The 15,395-nt window shown below is 70.3% G+C and carries 15 protein-coding genes, 1 pseudogene and 1 riboswitch; of the genes and pseudogenes, 12 read left to right on the plus strand and 4 right to left on the minus strand.

From position 1 onward, the window contains the following. Positions 1-34: 34 nt before the first annotated feature. A complete protein-coding gene (locus OG214_RS25125; RefSeq protein ID WP_363084932.1) occupies positions 35-343 on the plus strand; it encodes a hypothetical protein in 309 nt (102 codons plus the stop codon). Positions 344-576: 233 nt separating this feature from the next. On the opposite strand, the pseudogene OG214_RS25130 reads toward OG214_RS25125, so the two are convergent. Together OG214_RS25130 and OG214_RS25135 are read right to left on the minus strand one after the other, a co-directional pair. Continuing rightward, positions 577-1,167, minus strand: a pseudogene (locus OG214_RS25130) (nicotinamidase); the annotation flags it as partial. 293 nt (positions 1,168-1,460) lie between these two features. Further along, positions 1,461-2,789: a nicotinate phosphoribosyltransferase gene (locus tag OG214_RS25135; protein ID WP_405986023.1), complete on the minus strand. Its 1,329-nt coding sequence runs from the start codon at positions 2,787-2,789 to the stop codon at positions 1,461-1,463. Positions 2,790-2,934: 145 nt separating this feature from the next. Here OG214_RS25135 and clpS point away from each other — a divergent pair, with 145 nt between their 5' ends. From clpS to OG214_RS25190, 11 genes are all read left to right on the plus strand, one after another. Next, positions 2,935-3,240, plus strand: coding sequence for an ATP-dependent Clp protease adapter ClpS (clpS, locus tag OG214_RS25140; RefSeq protein ID WP_046500072.1), 306 nt, complete (start codon positions 2,935-2,937; stop codon positions 3,238-3,240). Continuing rightward, positions 3,240-3,818 carry a DUF2017 domain-containing protein gene (locus OG214_RS25145; RefSeq protein WP_383036994.1) on the plus strand — a complete coding sequence of 193 codons (579 nt, stop codon included), beginning with the start codon at positions 3,240-3,242 and terminating at the stop codon, positions 3,816-3,818. Before clpS ends, OG214_RS25145 begins: the two co-directional genes overlap by 1 nt. A 558-nt stretch (positions 3,819-4,376) precedes the next feature. After that, entirely contained in the window at positions 4,377-5,843 is a 1,467-nt protein-coding gene (locus tag OG214_RS25150; protein ID WP_363085887.1) for an amino acid permease, read from the plus strand. Between the two features lie 184 nt (positions 5,844-6,027). Next, complete coding sequence (locus OG214_RS25155; protein WP_363085886.1) at positions 6,028-6,441, plus strand: M67 family metallopeptidase; 414 nt, start codon at positions 6,028-6,030, stop codon at positions 6,439-6,441. Between the two features lies 1 nt (position 6,442). Further along, a riboswitch (cobalamin riboswitch) is annotated at positions 6,443-6,563 on the plus strand. Between the two features lie 48 nt (positions 6,564-6,611). Beyond that, the gene (locus OG214_RS25160; RefSeq protein ID WP_405987612.1) at positions 6,612-7,649 is read left to right on the plus strand and encodes an ABC transporter substrate-binding protein; all 1,038 of its coding nucleotides are present in this window, start codon (positions 6,612-6,614) and stop codon (positions 7,647-7,649) included. A 6-nt stretch (positions 7,650-7,655) separates the two neighbouring features. Further along, complete coding sequence (locus OG214_RS25165) at positions 7,656-8,702, plus strand: iron ABC transporter permease (protein WP_363085680.1); 1,047 nt, start codon at positions 7,656-7,658, stop codon at positions 8,700-8,702. Next, positions 8,699-9,535: an ABC transporter ATP-binding protein gene (locus OG214_RS25170; RefSeq protein WP_405986024.1), complete on the plus strand. Its 837-nt coding sequence runs from the start codon at positions 8,699-8,701 to the stop codon at positions 9,533-9,535. Before OG214_RS25165 ends, OG214_RS25170 begins: the two co-directional genes overlap by 4 nt. 69 nt (positions 9,536-9,604) lie before the next feature. Continuing rightward, positions 9,605-9,721 (plus strand): putative leader peptide, encoded by a 117-nt coding sequence (locus tag OG214_RS25175; protein WP_363085678.1) that lies wholly within the window; start codon positions 9,605-9,607, stop codon positions 9,719-9,721. Between the two features lie 102 nt (positions 9,722-9,823). Continuing rightward, entirely contained in the window at positions 9,824-10,126 is a 303-nt protein-coding gene (locus tag OG214_RS25180; RefSeq protein ID WP_363085677.1) for a MoaD/ThiS family protein, read from the plus strand. Next, positions 10,126-11,076, plus strand: coding sequence for a cysteine synthase (locus OG214_RS25185; RefSeq protein WP_363085676.1), 951 nt, complete (start codon positions 10,126-10,128; stop codon positions 11,074-11,076). The genes OG214_RS25180 and OG214_RS25185 overlap by 1 nt, the downstream gene beginning before the upstream one ends. A gap of 411 nt (positions 11,077-11,487) precedes the next feature. Further along, on the plus strand, positions 11,488-12,240 hold the full coding sequence (locus OG214_RS25190; protein ID WP_363085674.1) for an MBL fold metallo-hydrolase: 753 nt from the start codon (positions 11,488-11,490) through the stop codon (positions 12,238-12,240). A 241-nt stretch (positions 12,241-12,481) separates the two neighbouring features. Here the strand turns inward: OG214_RS25190 and OG214_RS25195 are convergent, their stop codons facing one another. Both OG214_RS25195 and OG214_RS25200 read right to left on the minus strand, forming a co-directional pair. Then, complete coding sequence (locus tag OG214_RS25195) at positions 12,482-13,759, minus strand: PTS transporter subunit EIIC (protein WP_363085220.1); 1,278 nt, start codon at positions 13,757-13,759, stop codon at positions 12,482-12,484. Between the two features lie 299 nt (positions 13,760-14,058). After that, positions 14,059-15,342 carry a PTS transporter subunit EIIC gene (locus OG214_RS25200; RefSeq protein WP_405986025.1) on the minus strand — a complete coding sequence of 428 codons (1,284 nt, stop codon included), beginning with the start codon at positions 15,340-15,342 and terminating at the stop codon, positions 14,059-14,061. Positions 15,343-15,395: the final 53 nt, after the last annotated feature.

Here is a 15,395-nt window from a genome sequence, read left to right on the forward strand (position 1 = left end):
CGTCTCACTGGGGACCACGGGGGAGATGAAGGACATGGCAGCCGGAGGCTTCAGCAAGCTCCCGAACGGCATGGTGGTGGTGGCACTGACCCTGCCCAGCCCGGCCGCCGAGGGCGACACGGTACGCGTTCTCGTGCACGCGGTGAACCGTGCCCGCGCCCTGACCAGGCTGCGGAATCTGGGGCTGCGCGCGGTGTATCTGCGCGGCAACGCGGCGCCGCCGACACCGGACGAGATCACGGCGGTGCTGCACCATCCGGACGGTCTGCTGTGGCGCACCACACCGGAGTGCCGGGAACAGCTCTGGCAGCCGATACGGGCGCTCCTGCGCCCCGCGACCTAGCCGGGCGGCGTAGCCCGGCGACCTAGCCCGACGACCCAGCCCGGCCCCCAGTAGCCCGGCGGGCGCGGGTTACCCGGGGTACTGGATCCTGTCCGGGTCCACGGCGACCGGCCGGACAGGGCCTACGCGTCGTCCCCGGACCTCGGGGGCACCGGGGTGCCACCGGGGCGTGCCGGGCCGCCGGAGGGCGCCTCCGGGGCGCTGCGGGGGCCCGGCGGGGTCAGCCGTGCCGTGACCACCGGCTTGCCGGACAGCTCCACCCCCGCCGCCCGCATCTCCTCCAGCGCCCGCTCCGTGGTCTCGACGGCCACGCCCGCCGTCAGATCGAGCAGCACATGGGTGGTGAAGCCCGCGCGGACCGCGTCCAGCGCCGTCGCCCGCACACAGTGGTCCGTGGCGATACCGACCACGTCGATATGGGTGATCTCACGCGCCCGGAGCCACTCCGCGAGCCCGGTCCCGTTCTCGTCGAACCCCTCGAAACCGCTGTACGCCCCCGCGTACGCGCCCTTGTCGAAGACCGCGTCGACCGCGCCGGAGGCCACGGCCGGGGCGAAATTGGGGTGGAAGCCCGCGCCCTCCGTACCCGCCACACAGTGCGCCGGCCAGGTGGTGACGAAATCGGGGCCCTCGGGCCGGTGGGCGAAGTGGTCACCCGGGTCGATGTGATGGTCCCGGGTGGCGGCCACATGCCGGTATCCGGGGGAGGCCTCGCCGATCAGATCGGTGATGGCGGCGGCGACCTCGGCCCCTCCTGTCACCGCCAGACTTCCGCCCTCACAGAAGTCGTTCTGTACGTCCACGACGAGCAACACGCGGTGCATGACGGTCATCCTTCGGCGCAGGAGCGGGAGAGCGGAGAGCGGGCGGGAGCGGCGGAGAGGGCGGAGGACGGAGCGGGGCGGAGGGCGGAGCGGGGGAGGCGGCGGGCGGGTGTGCGTCGGCCGGGAGAACGGCCGAAAGGTGACCCGAGCCTAAGGACTCCGCCCCCGTCACGGGAAGGGCCGGACACCGCTACCACCGCCCCACATGCCTCACGCCTACTCGTTCGTCCGTACCCGGTCGCCCCATGTACGTCGTCCGTACGTCCTCATGTGTACCCGCTATGGCTACCCGGTCATATGTACTCGGTCGGGATCACCGGCTCGCCACGGGAGAGCTGCGTCGCCGACACCGGCAGCGCGGCCCGTGCCGCGAAGTGCCGGGACCGCGCCGTCTCCAGCGGCTCCCGGGCGACGATCCCGCCGCCCTTGACGAGCTGCACCAGGAGCTGCCGGTCCAGCAGGTCCGCCGGCACCGCTCCGGTGCCGAGCACCTCGGCCTCGGCGTACCCCCACAGGTCCGTCCGCCGCGCGGCCCACTTACGGCCGCCCACCGAGGTCTTCCCGCCCAGCGACTTCTTCGCCACCGGCTGGAGGGGGGCCTTCGGATCCGCGGACGTCGCACGGGCGACGATCTTGTAGACCATGGAGCAGGTGGGCCGGCCACTGCCGGTGACGAGCTGGGTGCCCACGCCGTACGCGTCCACCGGGGCCGCGGCCAGCGAGGCGATCGCGTACTCGTCCAGGTCGGAGGTGACCACGATCTTGGTGTCCACCGCGCCCAGCTCGTCGAGCTGCTGCCGTACCCGGTGCGCGACCAGCAGCAGATCGCCGGAGTCGATACGGACGGCGCCCAGCTCGGGACCGGCGATCTCCACGGCGGTCCGTACGGCCTCGGCCACGTCGAACGTGTCGATCAGCAGCGTCGTACCGCGGCCGAGCGCGTTCACCTGGGCCTGGAAGGCGTCGCGCTCGCTGTCGTGCAGCAGGGTGAAGGCGTGCGCGCTGGTGCCCACCGTCGGAATGCCGTACCGGAACCCGGCCGCCAGATCCGAGGTGGTGTCGAAGCCGCCCACGTACGCGGCCCGCGCCGCGGCGACCGCGGACAGCTCGTGCGTACGGCGCGCGCCCATCTCGATCAGCCCGCGCCCGCCCGCCGCCGCCGACATCCGCGAGGCCGCGGCGGCGATCGCCGAGTCGTGGTTGAGGATCGACAGGATCACGGTCTCCAGCAGCACGCACTCGGCGAAGGAGCCCTCCACCCGCAGGATCGGCGAGCCAGGGAAGTAGACCTCGCCCTCCGGATAGCCCCAGATGTCCCCGCCGAAGCGGTACGAGGCGAGCCAGCCGAGCGTCTCCTCGTCGACGATCCGGTTCGCCCGGAGGAAGCCGAGGACATCCGTGTCGAAGCGGAAGTTCTCCACGGCGTCGAGGACCCGTCCGGTGCCCGCCACCACCCCGTAGCGGCGCCCCTCGGGCAGCCGCCGGGTGAAGACCTCGAAGACCGAGCGGCGGTCGGCCGTACCGGCCTGGAGAGCCGCTCGGAGCATCGTCAGCTCATACTGGTCGGTGAAGAGCGCGGTCGACGGCACGTCCACCGGCAGCCCAAGGTCCGCAGTGTTCATATCAATAATCGTACCCTGCCCTCTCGTCAGACTGACGATTTCTGCGTGGCCGTTTGTGCGACAGGCCGTTCCGGGTGGCAGCATGGGTCATGTGACGCTGTGACCCGGCAGAGAAGCCCGGCAGAGAAGAAGGTCGTCCGGAACCGTGAGTGTTGCTCCCACTGAGATCGAACGCCCCGAATCGGCCGAGGAGACTTTCGCCGTCCCGGAACCCGACGTGCCGTGGGTGACGATCGTCCACAACGACCCCGTCAACCTCATGAGTTATGTGGCTTACGTCTTCCAGACCTATTTCGGCTACCCCAAGGACAAGGCGCACCGACTGATGCTCGACGTCCACCACAAGGGCCGCGCGATCGTCTCCAGCGGCAGCCGCGAGGAGATGGAGCGCGATGTGCAGGCGATGCACGGCTTCGGGCTCTGGGCCACGCTCTCCCAGGACCGCGCCTGATGGCCGGGCAGTTCGAGGCGATCCCCGGCGGCGGCGCGGCGGTCGCGCTCGACGAGGTCGAGATCTCGATCCTGCGCTCGCTGGCCGTACAGCTGCTGGAGCTGATCGGGCCCGGTGACGAGCCGGCCCAGGGCGAGGACCCGCTCGCCTCGCTCTTCGCCGAGGGCCCCAGCGAGCCGCCGGAGGACCCGGCGCTCGCCCGGCTCTTCCCGGACGCGTACGGCGATGACGACACCGAACTGAAGGAGTTCTCCGCCGAGTTCAGACGGTTCACGGAGAACGATCTGCGGGGCCGCAAGCGCGAGGACGGGATGGCGCTGGTCCGCACGCTGGACGGGCTGACCTCGGCGGGCGAGAGCGGCGCCGTGCTCAAGCTGACGCCCGAGGCCTGTCTGCACTGGCTCGGCGCGCTCAACGATCTGCGGCTGACGATCGGTACGCGTCTGGAGGTCACGGACGAGGACGAGGGCAACGAGCTGTACCGGCTGCCGGACTCCGACCCGCGCAAGCCGATGGTGATGGCGTATCTCTGGCTCGGGTCGCTCCAGGAGTCGCTCGTAGAAACGCTGATGCCCTGAACCCGGGCCTGACCTCTGAGCCTGCCCCCTGAGCCTGCCCCCGCCCGCGAGCTGCCCCCGAGCCCGAGCCTGCCCCTGAGCCTTGCCCCCTGAGCCTTGACCTCTGAGCCTGACCCCGCCCCCGCGTGGACGCGACGGGCCGTTCCTCCGTACGGGTGATGGGACGGCCCGCGGGCCGGGTGCGCGGACGGTCCGATTCCCGGTGTCCGGACCGGCGTTCCCCGCGCCGGGATGTCATACGGCGGCCCCCGCCCGGCCCCCTTCCGTACGCTCAACTGAGGCTCAATTCGCCATAACGATCACGTCACCGCTCCGGCGACCTTTGCGGTTCGCGGTGCGATTCATCCGCTTCTTCCTGTGGGCTGTGCCACAGAACCGTCCGTCGATCACCCCTGCCGCCGTGATAGATCTTCACGGCCCCCCGGGGACTCCACCCCTGTCCCCGGGGGTGCCTTCGCCGGCCGACCGCCGGCGGCACTCCATCCGTATCCGGGGGGATCACGAACCGGTCCGCGGCCGACGTCCGGCGCGGGTCGGTATGGAGAAAGGGCGCACGACATGACCTCTGCCCAGGTCGACAAGGAATACGGCGGTGACCGCGCCACGACCGGCCCCACCGGAGACGGTCCGGCCGAAGAGGGCTACGAACGGGGACTCGGCAGCCGTCAGGTCCAGATGATCGCCATCGGCGGCGCGATCGGTGTCGGGCTCTTCATGGGCGCCGGGGCCAATATCGCCAAGGCCGGACCCAGCATCATCCTCATGTACGCCCTCGCCGGCGTCGTGATCTTCTTCATCATGCGGGCGCTCGGCGAGCTGCTCCTCTACCGGCCGGTCTCGGGCTCCTTCGCGGAGTACGCCCGGGAGTTCCTCGGCCCGTTCTTCGGCTTCGCCACCGGCTGGACGTACTGGCTGATGTGGGTCGTCACCGGGATGGCGGAACTGACCGCCGCCGCGATCTACATCCACTTCTGGTTCCCCCAGATCCCCCAGTGGGTCAGCGCGCTGGTCTTCCTGGTGGTCCTCTTCGGGGTCAATCTGATCTCGGTGAAGATCTTCGGCGAGGTCGAGTTCTGGTTCTCGATGATCAAGGTCACCGCGATCATCGGCATGATCGTCATCGGTCTGGGCGTTCTCACCCTCGGCTTCTCCGACGCCGGTGAGACCGCCGGGGCCGCCAATCTCTGGGCACACGACGGGATCTTCCCGAACGGCATCGGCTCCAGCCTGATGACCCTTCAGGGGGTGATGTTCGCCTATCTCGCCGTCGAGCTGGTCGGGGTGACCGCGGGCGAGTCCGAGAACCCCGAGAAGACCCTGCCCAAGGCCATCAACACGCTGCCCTGGCGCATCATCGTCTTCTACGTCGGCGCGCTCTCCGTCATCCTCGCCGTCGTCAAGTGGACCGAGTTCTCCGCGGGCAACAGCCCCTTCGTGCACGCCTTCGAGAAGATGGGCATCCCGCTCGCGGCCGGCATCGTCAACTTCGTCGTACTGACCGCCGCGCTCTCCTCCTGCAACTCCGGGATGTACTCCACCGGCCGGATGCTGCGCGACCTCGCCGCCAACAGCGAGGCGCCCACGGTCTTCGGCAGGCTCAACTCCCGCAGGACCCCGGCCCTCGGCATCACCGTCTCCGCCGTTCTGATGGGTATCGGCGTGGTCCTCAACTACGTCGTCCCGGAGAAGGCCTTCGGCTATGTGACCTCCGTGGCCACCGCGGCCGGCATCTGGACCTGGATGATGATTCTGGCCAGCCATATCCGCTACCGCCGCGGGGTGGAGGCGGGCCGGCTGCCGGCCTCGTCCTTCCCAGCCCCCGGCGGCGCGCTCTTCAGCTGGGTCGCGGTGGCCTTCCTGGCGCTGGTCACCTGTCTGATCGCGTACGACGAGGACGCGCGGGTCTGTCTCTATGTGGCGGCGGTCTGGGCGGTGGGCCTGGCGGGCGGCTGGCAGTTCCTCAAGCGCCGCGACCCCGCGATCACGGAGCGCGCCGAGCGGGAGTACGCCCCCGCGGCGGACTGACCGCCACCGCCCCGTCCCACCCCTGCCCCCCCGTCACATCCCGCCCCGCACCGCCTCGCCCCGTACCGCCCCGTCCCGTCATGAAGGCGCCCGGATCCCTGATCCGGGTGCCTTCACGACCGTCTTCACGTCCGGGGAGCACCGGCCCGCCCCCGGTCCGGCGCCGTCCGTTTATATTCTCCCCATGCTCACCATCACCCAGGCCCTGCACGACCAGATCGTCGCGCACGCGCGAGCCGACCACCCCGACGAGGCCTGCGGTGTGGTCGCTGGCCCCGAGGGCAGCGGACGGGCCGAGCGGTTCATCCCCATGCTCAACGCCGCGCGCTCGCCCACCTTCTACGAGTTCGACTCGGCCGATCTGCTCAAGCTCTACCGGGAGATGGACGACCGCGACGAGGAACCGGTGATCATCTACCACTCGCACACCGCGACCGAGGCCTATCCGTCCCGTACGGACATCACCTACGCCAATGAGCCCGGCGCCCACTATGTGCTGGTCTCCACCGCGGACACGGATGACGCCGGACCGTTCCAGTTCCGCTCGTACCGGATCGTCGACGGCGAGGTCACCGAGGAGCCCGTCGAGATCGTCTGAGAGACTCACGGCTGAACCAGGGCGGCAGGACCCAGGAAGCCGGTGCGAAACCGGCGCGGTCCCGCCACTGTGACCAAGCTCCGCTTGGCAGCCAGGAACTGACCTGCCGCCCTTCTCCCACCAGCCAGGGGACGCGGAAATCCCCCGGAGGAGGCCCAGTCGTGTCTGCCCTGTCCCGGCGCCGCCGTGCGCTCACAACACCCGCCCTCATATCCGCCGTGACCGCCGTACTGCTCCCGCTCACCGCCTGCGGCACCACCGCGGAGACCACGGACCCGGCGGACGGCAAGCCCGCCGCGAAGGCCGCGCCCGGCTTCCCGTACACCGTCACCAACTGCGGTGTGACGACCACCTACCAGGCGCCGCCGAAGCGTGTGGTCACCATGAACCAGCACGTCACCGAGATCATGCTCGCGCTCGGCCTGGAGAACTCCCTCGTCGGCACCGCCTACCTGGACGACCGGATCCTCCCCGCCTACGAGAAGGCGTACAAGAGCGTCCCCGTCCTCTCCGCGGAGTACCCCTCCAAGGAGAAGCTGCTCGCGGCCAACCCCGACTTCGTCTACGGCGGATACGCCAGTGCCTTCGACGCCAAGGACGGCCGGAGCCGCGACGACCTCAAGGCCTCCGGTATCGGGACCCGGCTCAATCTGGAGAGCTGCGCCGACGGCGGCAGGTCCGCGTCCCCGTCCGCCTCCACGTCCATGGACGAGGTCTACCGGGAGATCGAGGAGACCGGCCGCACCTTCGGCGTCCAGGACCGCGCCGAGAAGTGGATCGCGGACGCCCGCACCACCGTCGCGTCCACCGCCGACGGGCTGAAGGGCGTCGAACCGCTCTCCGTCTTCGTCTACGACAGCGGCGACAAGACCGCGTTCACCGCGGGCGGCAGGGGCATCGGCAACGAGCTGATCGAGCTGGCCGGCGGGCGCAATGTCTTCGCCGACCTCGACAAGCCCTTCGGCGACGCCACCTGGGAAGAGGTCGTCGCGCGCGAGCCCGATGTCATCGTGATCTACGACTACGGCTCCACCACCGTCGCGCGGAAGAAGAAGCGACTGCTGGAAGACCCGGTGCTCAAGGACGTACCGGCCGTCAGGAACCAGCGCTTCGCGGTCATGCCCCTCTCGGACGTGGTCCTCGGCGTACGGGCCCCCGCCGCCGTCGGACGGCTCGCCGCCCAGCTCCACCCCGAGTCCGTGAAGTAAGCCGCCGTGACCCGCGCCACCGCGCCCGCCCGCGCCCACGGGCGGCTCCGCCACACCCTGGTGCTCGGCGCTCTCGCCGCCGCCCTCGCCGTCGCCGTCGTCGCGGGCCTCGCCCTCGGCTCCGTACGGATCCCGCCCGGTCAGGTGATCACGATCCTGACCGGCCGCGCGGAGCCGGGCCCCTTCCGCACCATCGTGCTCGACGTACGGCTGCCGAGGGTGCTGCTCGGTGTGATCGTCGGCGCCGGGCTCGCCGTCGTCGGCGCCGTCCTCCAGGCGCTCGTACGCAACCGGCTCGCCGACCCCTTTCTGCTCGGCATCTCCTCCGGCGCCTCCACCGGCGCCGTGCTGGTCCTCGTCCTCGGCATCGGCGGCGGGGTGACCACCACCGTCGCGATGCCGGCCGCCGCCTTCGCCGGGGCGCTCCTCGCGCTGGCGCTGGTGTACGGCCTGGCCCGGCGCGGCTCCACGATGACCGGCGGCGGGCTCGTGCTCGCGGGCGTCGCCGTCTCGTACATCCTCTCCGCGCTCACCACGCTCATCCTGGTCGTCTCCGCCAGGCCCGAGCACTTCCAGGAGGCGCTGTACTGGTCGCTGGGCGGCCTCGGCAGCGCCCGCTGGGCCACGCTCGTACCGCCCGCCATCGCGCTCACCGCCGGGACCGCACTGCTCATCGCGCTGGCCAGACCGCTCGATCTGCTGCTGGCGGGGGAGGAGGGCGCGACCGTGCTCGGTCTCGACACCTCACGCTTCCGCGCCGCGGTCTTCGTCCTCGCCTCCCTGGTCACCGCGGTGATGGTGGCCGCGAGCGGGGCGGTCGGCTTCATCGGGCTGCTGGCACCGCACGCCGCCCGGATGGCCGTCGGCGCCGGTCACCGCGCGCTGCTGCCCGTCGCGGCGCTGGGCGGGGCGTTCGTCCTCGTCGTCGCCGATCTCGCGGCCCGTACGGTCGCCGCGCCCCAGGACATCCCCGTCGGGGTGCTCACCGCGCTCACCGGCGGGCCGCTCTTCCTGTGGCTGATGCGCCGCCGCCCGGAAGGAGCACCCGTATGAGCGCCGCCACGAGCGCCTCGCGGCCGCCGTCAGGACCGGCGGCGCCGCCCGCCGTACCCGCCGCCGAGCTGCGCGTCGAAGGACTGTCGTACGAGACCGGCGGCCGGCTGCTCGTCGACCGCGCCGAGCTGACCGCCGCCCCCGGCGAGACCATCGGACTCGTCGGCCCCAACGGCAGCGGCAAGACCACCCTGCTCCGCTGTGTGTACGGCACGCTCCGCCCCACGGCCGGACACGCCCTCCTCGACGGCGGCGATCTGCACACCATGACCGCCAAGGCACGGGCACGCCGGGTCGCCACCGTGCCCCAGGACAGCCGGCTCGACTTCGAGCTGACCGTCCGTGAGGTCGTCGCCATGGGCCGCTCGCCGCACAAACGCTTCTGGGAGGCCGACACGGCCGCCGACACGGCCCTCACCGACGCCGCCCTCGAACGGGCCGGGATCGCCGCCCTCGCGGACCGGGACTTCCCCTCGCTGTCCGGCGGCGAACGGCAGCGCGCGCTCATCGCACGCGCCCTGGTCCAGCGCCCGGCCCTGCTCGTACTCGACGAACCGACCAACCATCTCGACATCCGGCACCAGCTCGATGTCCTCACGCTGATCAGAGGATCGGGCACGACCAATCTGCTCGCCCTGCACGATCTCAACCTCGCCGCGTACTACTGCGACCGTATCCATGTGCTCCAGGGCGGCCGGATCGTCGCCTCCGGAACGCCGCGCTCCGTACTGACCCCCGAGTTGCTCGCGACGGTCTACGGGGTGACGGCCGAGGTCACCACCCATCCCGTCACCGGCGCCCCCACGGTCGTCTATCTCCCGCCGTCCGCCTGACGAACACCATTCGTCCACCGTACGAGAACGCGTACCGGGACGCCGGGCGGGAATCGATACGATGAACCCATGGTTTTCACCGACGTGAGCGACAAGACGCCGAGCACCCCGCTGCTCGTGGCGCGGCTGCACGTCGACCTGTGCCGCCTCGCCAGCGCCATCTGTCCCGACAGCGCCGCCGGCTGAGCGACAGCCCCCGAGCGCTGCCCCGCCGTACTCGCACCACCCCCTCGCGCGGGGGCCCGAGCCGCGCGCCCGTCACGCCGTCTCCCGACAGGAGCCCATGTCATGGCCATCGAGGTCCGCATCCCGACCATCCTCCGTACCTACACCGACGGCGCGAAGGCCGTCGAGGGCACCGGCGACACGCTCTCCGAGTTGTTCGCCGACCTCGAGACCCGGCACGCCGGTATCCGGGAGCGGCTCATCGACCCGGCCGCGAACAACCAGCTCCGCCGGTTCGTGAACGTCTACCTCAACGACGAGGACGTCCGCTTCCTCGACGGCGTCTCCACCGAGCTCGCCGACGGCGACAGCGTGACGATCCTGCCCGCGGTGGCCGGCGGCGCGCTCGAAGCGATCCCGGCCTGATGCGCTACGACTCCCCGCTGGCGGCGGTCGGCAACACCCCTCTGGTACGGCTCCCGAGGCTGTCGCCCTCGGACGACGTGCGGATCTGGGCCAAGCTGGAGGACCGCAACCCGACCGGCTCCGTCAAGGACCGGCCCGCCCTCCATATGGTCGAGCAGGCCGAGAAGGACGGACGGCTCACCCCGGGCTGCACCATCCTGGAGCCCACCAGCGGCAACACCGGTATCTCACTCGCCATGGCGGCCAGGCTCAAGGGCTACCGCATCGTCTGCGTCATGCCGGAGAACACCTCCCGGGAGCGCCGCGACCTGCTGGCGATGTGGGGCGCCGAAATCATCTCGTCCCCGGCGGCGGGCGGCTCCAACACGGCGGTACGGGTCGCCAAGGAGCTGGCGGCCGAGAACCCCTCGTGGGTGATGCTCTACCAGTACGGGAACCCCGACAACGCGGGCGCGCACTACGCCACCACGGGTCCCGAGATCCTCGCCGACCTGCCGTCCGTCACCCACTTCGTGGCGGGGCTCGGTACGACGGGCACGCTGATGGGCGTCGGCCGCTTCCTGCGCGAACAGAAGCCCGACATCAAGATCGTCGCCGCCGAGCCGCGCTACGACGATCTCGTCTACGGGCTGCGCAACCTCGACGAGGGGTTCGTGCCCGAGCTGTACGACGCGTCCGTACTCACCACCCGTTTCTCCGTCGGCTCGGCCGACGCGGTCACCCGTACCCGTGAACTCCTCCAGCAGGAGGGCATCTTCGCGGGCGTCTCGACCGGCGCCGCGCTGCACGCGGCGATCGGCGTCGGGCGCAAGGCGGTCAAGGCCGGGGAGAGCGCCGACATCGTCTTCGTCGTCGCGGACGGCGGCTGGAAGTACCTCTCGACGGGCGTCTACACGGCGGCCACCACGGAAGAGGCGATCGAGACACTGCACGGCCAGCTCTGGGCGTAGAGCGAACACGGCCCCAGGGCGATCCGGGGCCGGCGATCCGGGGCCGGTGATCCCGGTCCGCGTCTACGGGGCGTGATCCGGGCCGTACCTGGTGCTGACTCCGGGCCGTACACGGACGTGACCCGGGGCCGGTTCCGGGCACGGCCGTCCGACGACGCCCCCCCGCACCCCCCGATTTCCGGACCCGCCCCCGGCCCCCCGCCCGATCCGGGCCGGGGGCCGGACGCGTGTACGGGGCCCGCCGGCCCCGTCGTCACCCCGTCGTCACCGTCCATCCGAACCGGTGACAGCGCAGGTGAGTTCTCCCACAACGGACCGCTGTGGAGGAGCGACCAGCCGTTTCGCGCTTTACGCTCGACAAACCGCACAACCCCCGTCGCCCCCCTTCCACGCCACGGAGGTTCACGCTCCATGAAGCTCACCGTCGTCGGCTGTTCGGGCTCGTTCCCCTCCGCGGGATCGGCCTGCTCCAGCTACCTCCTAGAGGCCGACGGCTTCCGGCTGCTCCTCGACATGGGTAATGGCGCCCTTGGCGAGTTGCAGCGCCATGTTGGTCTCTACGACCTCGACGCCATCTTCCTCAGCCATCTCCACGCGGACCACTGCATCGACATGTGCGGCTATTTCGTGGCCCGCTACTACCGGTTCGACGGCGGACGCTGCGACGCCATCCCGGTGTACGGGCCCGAGGGCACCGAGCAGCGCCTCACCACGGCCTACGCGGACACCCCGACGGACAAGTCCATGAGCGAGGTCTTCGACTTCCACACGCTCAAGCCGGGCTCCTTCGACATCGGCCCCTTCGCGGTCCGGACGGAGAAGGTCGCGCACCCCATAGAGACCTTCGCCATCCGTATCGAGCACGGCGGCCGGTCCCTCACCTACTCCGGTGACACCGGTGTCTGCGAGCCACTGGTCGAGTTGGCCGAGAACACGGATCTCTTCCTGTGCGAGGCGGCCTTCACCTACGGCAAGGAGGACATCCCCGGCCTCCATCTCAACGGCCGCGAGGCCGGCGCCCACGCCGCCCGCGCCCGTGCGCGCCGGCTCGTCCTCACGCATATCCCGCCCTGGACGGACGGCGAGCAGAATCTCTCCGATGCCCGCGAGGTGTACGGAGGCCGCGCGGAACTCGCCGTTCCCGGTGCCGTGTACGACATCTGACCGGCCGCCAGGCCCCGGCCACCTGTCCCGACGTGGCCGACTTGTCTGATATGGCCGACCTGTCCGACCGTCCGGTCTGTCGGACCTGTCCGACAGCTTGTCCGTGCCGATGAACCGTGGGCCCCGCCGTTCCTGACAACGGCGGGGCCCACGGGGTTTTGCGGCACGAGCGGCACGAGCGGTACAGGAGCCGGTACGGGCGTACGGGACCCGGTACGGGGCGTGCGGGACCGGTACGTGCCTACTTCGCCTCGGCCTTCCGGAGTTCGGCGAGTTCCTCGTCGGACTCGCGGCCCGGCGTCGGAATGTTGAACTTGACGATCGCGAAGCGGAACACCGCGTAGTAGACGACCGCGAAGCAGAGGCCGACCAGCGCCAGCCCCCATGGATTCGTCGCGATGCCGAGGTTGAGGAAGAAGTCGACCGCGCCCGCCGAGAAGCCGAATCCGTCCTTCATCCCGAGCGCCCAGGTCAGCGCCATGGAGACACCGGTCAGCACCGCGTGGATCGCGTACAGCGCCGGCGCGATGAACATGAAGGTGAACTCGATCGGCTCCGTCACACCGGTGACGAACGCGGTGAGCGCCAGCGAGAGCATCATGCCGCCGACGACCTTGCGGCGCTCGGGACGGGCACAGTGGGTGATCGCGAGACAGGCCGCGGGCAGGGCGAACATCATGATCGGGAAGAAGCCGGTCATGAACTGCCCGGCCGTCGGGTCGCCCGCGAGGAAGCGGTTGATGTCACCGCTCCTGCCCTCGTACGTACCGGCCTGGAACCAGGGGAACGAGTTCAGCAGATGGTGCATACCGACGGGGATCAGCGCGCGGTTGGCGACCCCGAAGATGCCCGCGCCGACCGCGCCCGAGCCGACCAGCCACTCGCCCAGATTGTGCAGACCCGTACCGAGGACCGGCCAGATGTAGCCGAAGACGATACCGATGATCAGACCGGCGAAGGCCGAGAGGATCGGCACCAGCCGGCGCCCGCCGAAGAAGCCCGCCCAGTCCGGCAGCTTCGTCCGGTAGAACCTCTGGTACAGCAGGGCGACGACGATGCCCATGACGACACCGCCGAGGACCTTGGCGTCGACGGGCGCGTCCGTCATGACGATCTTGCCGTCCACCACCGTCGCCACCTGCTCCAGATTGGAGTCGGTGAAGGTGCCCAGGACGTTCTTGAAGACCAGATAGCCGGTGACGGCGGCCAGCGCGGTCGAACCGTCCGACTTCTTGGCGAAGCCGATCGCGATGCCGACGGCGAAGAGCAGCGGCATGTTGTCCAGGATGGCGTTGCCGCCCGCCGCCATAAAGCCCGCGATCTTGGTGATGAACGCCGGGAACGACTCGCGGCCGAGCATGTCGTCGTTGCCGAGGCGCACCAGCAGGGCACCGGCCGGCAGCACGGCGACCGGCAGCATCAGACTGCGTCCGATGCGCTGCATCACCGCCATCGCCCGGCTGCTCCGCCGCGCCGCGGGGTCCTTCTTCGCCGCGGGGGCGACGTCGGCCGTACTCATCAAGCTCCTCCAACCGGTGCCCGGATGCGGCGCGCAAGGCCACGTGGTCTACACCACTCAGTGGTGTAGACCTGTTCTAACACGGCAGGGGTTGTACAAGGAACCTGCGAAAACTGTGGCCTGGACCATAGCGGGCGCCGCCCGGGAGTTCCGCGACATCACGGCGGCACCTCACGGCGGCACCTCACGGCGGCACCTCACGGCGGCACCTCACGGCGGCACCTCACGGCGGCGCATCATGGCGGCGGACCCCTCCCCGCTCATGCGCGTGCTCACCCGTTCAGCGCGTGCTCACCCGCTCACGCCTTGGTGTTCTGCTGCTCCGTCTCCTCCTCCAGCTCCTCGGGCTCCCGCCCCGGCGTCGGAATGTCGAAGAGCGTGATCGCGGCACGGAAGACCACGTAGTACACCACCGCGAAACAGCACCCGATCGGAATGATCAGCCAGGGCTTGGTGTCGAGATGCCAGTTCACGACATAGTCGATCAGACCGGCCGAGAAGCTGAAGCCCGCGTGCACCCCCAGCCCCCAGGTGATCGCCATCGACGCCCCCGTCAGCAGCGCGTGCGCTCCGTACAGCAGTGGCGCCGCGAACATGAAGGAGAACTCCAGGGGCTCGGTCACCCCCGTGACGAACGAGGTCAGCGCGACGGAGAACATCAGCCCGCCGATCCGCTTGCGGTGCTCGGGGCGCGCGCAGTGCGCGATGGCGAGTGCGGCGGCCGGCAGCCCGAACATCATGACCGGGAAGAACCCCGACATGAACTGGCCCGCCGTGGGGTCCCCGGCGAAGAACCGCGTCAGATCGCCCATGACGACGGTGCCGTCGGGCTTGGTGTACGTACCGGCCTGGAACCAGAAGAAGGTGTTCAGGAACTGGTGCAGACCGATCGGGATGAGCAGCCGGTTGGCGAACCCGAAGATGCCCGCCCCCCACGCGCCCAGATCGATGAGCAGCTTGGCGAACGCGGTCAGCCCGTCCCCGACCGGCTCCCACAGCAGCCCGAAGGCCACCCCGAGAAGCGTGCAGAGGAACGCCATCAGGATCGGCACCAGACGGCGGCCGTTGAAGAAGCCGAGCCAGTCGACCAGCCTCGTACGGTGGAAGCGCTGCCAGACGACCGCCGTGAGCAGCCCGATCAGAATGCCTCCGAGCACACCGGGGTTCTGCGGGATGCCGTCGGGCCGGTCCCTGGTCACCGAGCCGCCGACCGGGAAGGCGGCCAGGACGCCGTGGTAGACGAGAAAGCCGACCACCGCCGCGAGCGCTGTCGAGCCGTCCGCCTTCTTGGCGAAACCGATCGCCACCCCGATGCAGAAGAGCAGCGGCAGACCGAACGCCCCGTCCAGGATCGCGCCGCCGCCCAGGCTGAGCACCTTGGCGGTCCTGTCCCAGAACGGGCCGTGCAGATAGGCGGAGAACAGATTCCCGAGGCTGACCAGCAGCCCCGCGGCCGGCAGGGTGGCCACCGGGAGCTGAAGGCTCCGGCCGATCTTCTGAAGCCCCTGGAACAGCCCGTTCCACCACTTCCCGCGCGGCCCCGCCCGCCCGGACCGGGGCGCTGGCGTGCTGTCGGCGCTCATCGGCGTCCTTCCGTTGTGCCGCGACGGCGCGCGCCCCGGCCCCCAACTGGTGT

The sequence above is a fragment of the Streptomyces sp. NBC_00872 genome (assembly GCF_045161915.1).
Lineage (GTDB): Bacteria > Actinomycetota > Actinomycetes > Streptomycetales > Streptomycetaceae > Streptomyces.

What these genes read in the sequence shown, in the direction of transcription:
- OG214_RS25175 (WP_363085678.1), top strand. Translation starts at nt 9,605, where the DNA reads ATGGTTTTCACCGACGTGAGCGACAAGACGCCGAGCACCCCGCTGCTC.
- OG214_RS25190 (WP_363085674.1), top strand. Translation starts at nt 11,488, where the DNA reads ATGAAGCTCACCGTCGTCGGCTGTTCGGGCTCGTTCCCCTCCGCGGGA.
- OG214_RS25170 (WP_405986024.1), top strand. Translation starts at nt 8,699, where the DNA reads ATGAGCGCCGCCACGAGCGCCTCGCGGCCGCCGTCAGGACCGGCGGCG.
- OG214_RS25200 (WP_405986025.1), bottom strand. Translation starts at nt 15,342, where the DNA reads ATGAGCGCCGACAGCACGCCAGCGCCCCGGTCCGGGCGGGCGGGGCCG.
- OG214_RS25150 (WP_363085887.1), top strand. Translation starts at nt 4,377, where the DNA reads ATGACCTCTGCCCAGGTCGACAAGGAATACGGCGGTGACCGCGCCACG.
- OG214_RS25195 (WP_363085220.1), bottom strand. Translation starts at nt 13,759, where the DNA reads ATGAGTACGGCCGACGTCGCCCCCGCGGCGAAGAAGGACCCCGCGGCG.
- OG214_RS25185 (WP_363085676.1), top strand. Translation starts at nt 10,126, where the DNA reads ATGCGCTACGACTCCCCGCTGGCGGCGGTCGGCAACACCCCTCTGGTA.
- OG214_RS25125 (WP_363084932.1), top strand. Translation starts at nt 35, where the DNA reads ATGGCAGCCGGAGGCTTCAGCAAGCTCCCGAACGGCATGGTGGTGGTG.
- OG214_RS25155 (WP_363085886.1), top strand. Translation starts at nt 6,028, where the DNA reads ATGCTCACCATCACCCAGGCCCTGCACGACCAGATCGTCGCGCACGCG.
- OG214_RS25180 (WP_363085677.1), top strand. Translation starts at nt 9,824, where the DNA reads ATGGCCATCGAGGTCCGCATCCCGACCATCCTCCGTACCTACACCGAC.
- OG214_RS25145 (WP_383036994.1), top strand. Translation starts at nt 3,240, where the DNA reads ATGGCCGGGCAGTTCGAGGCGATCCCCGGCGGCGGCGCGGCGGTCGCG.
- OG214_RS25135 (WP_405986023.1), bottom strand. Translation starts at nt 2,789, where the DNA reads ATGAACACTGCGGACCTTGGGCTGCCGGTGGACGTGCCGTCGACCGCG.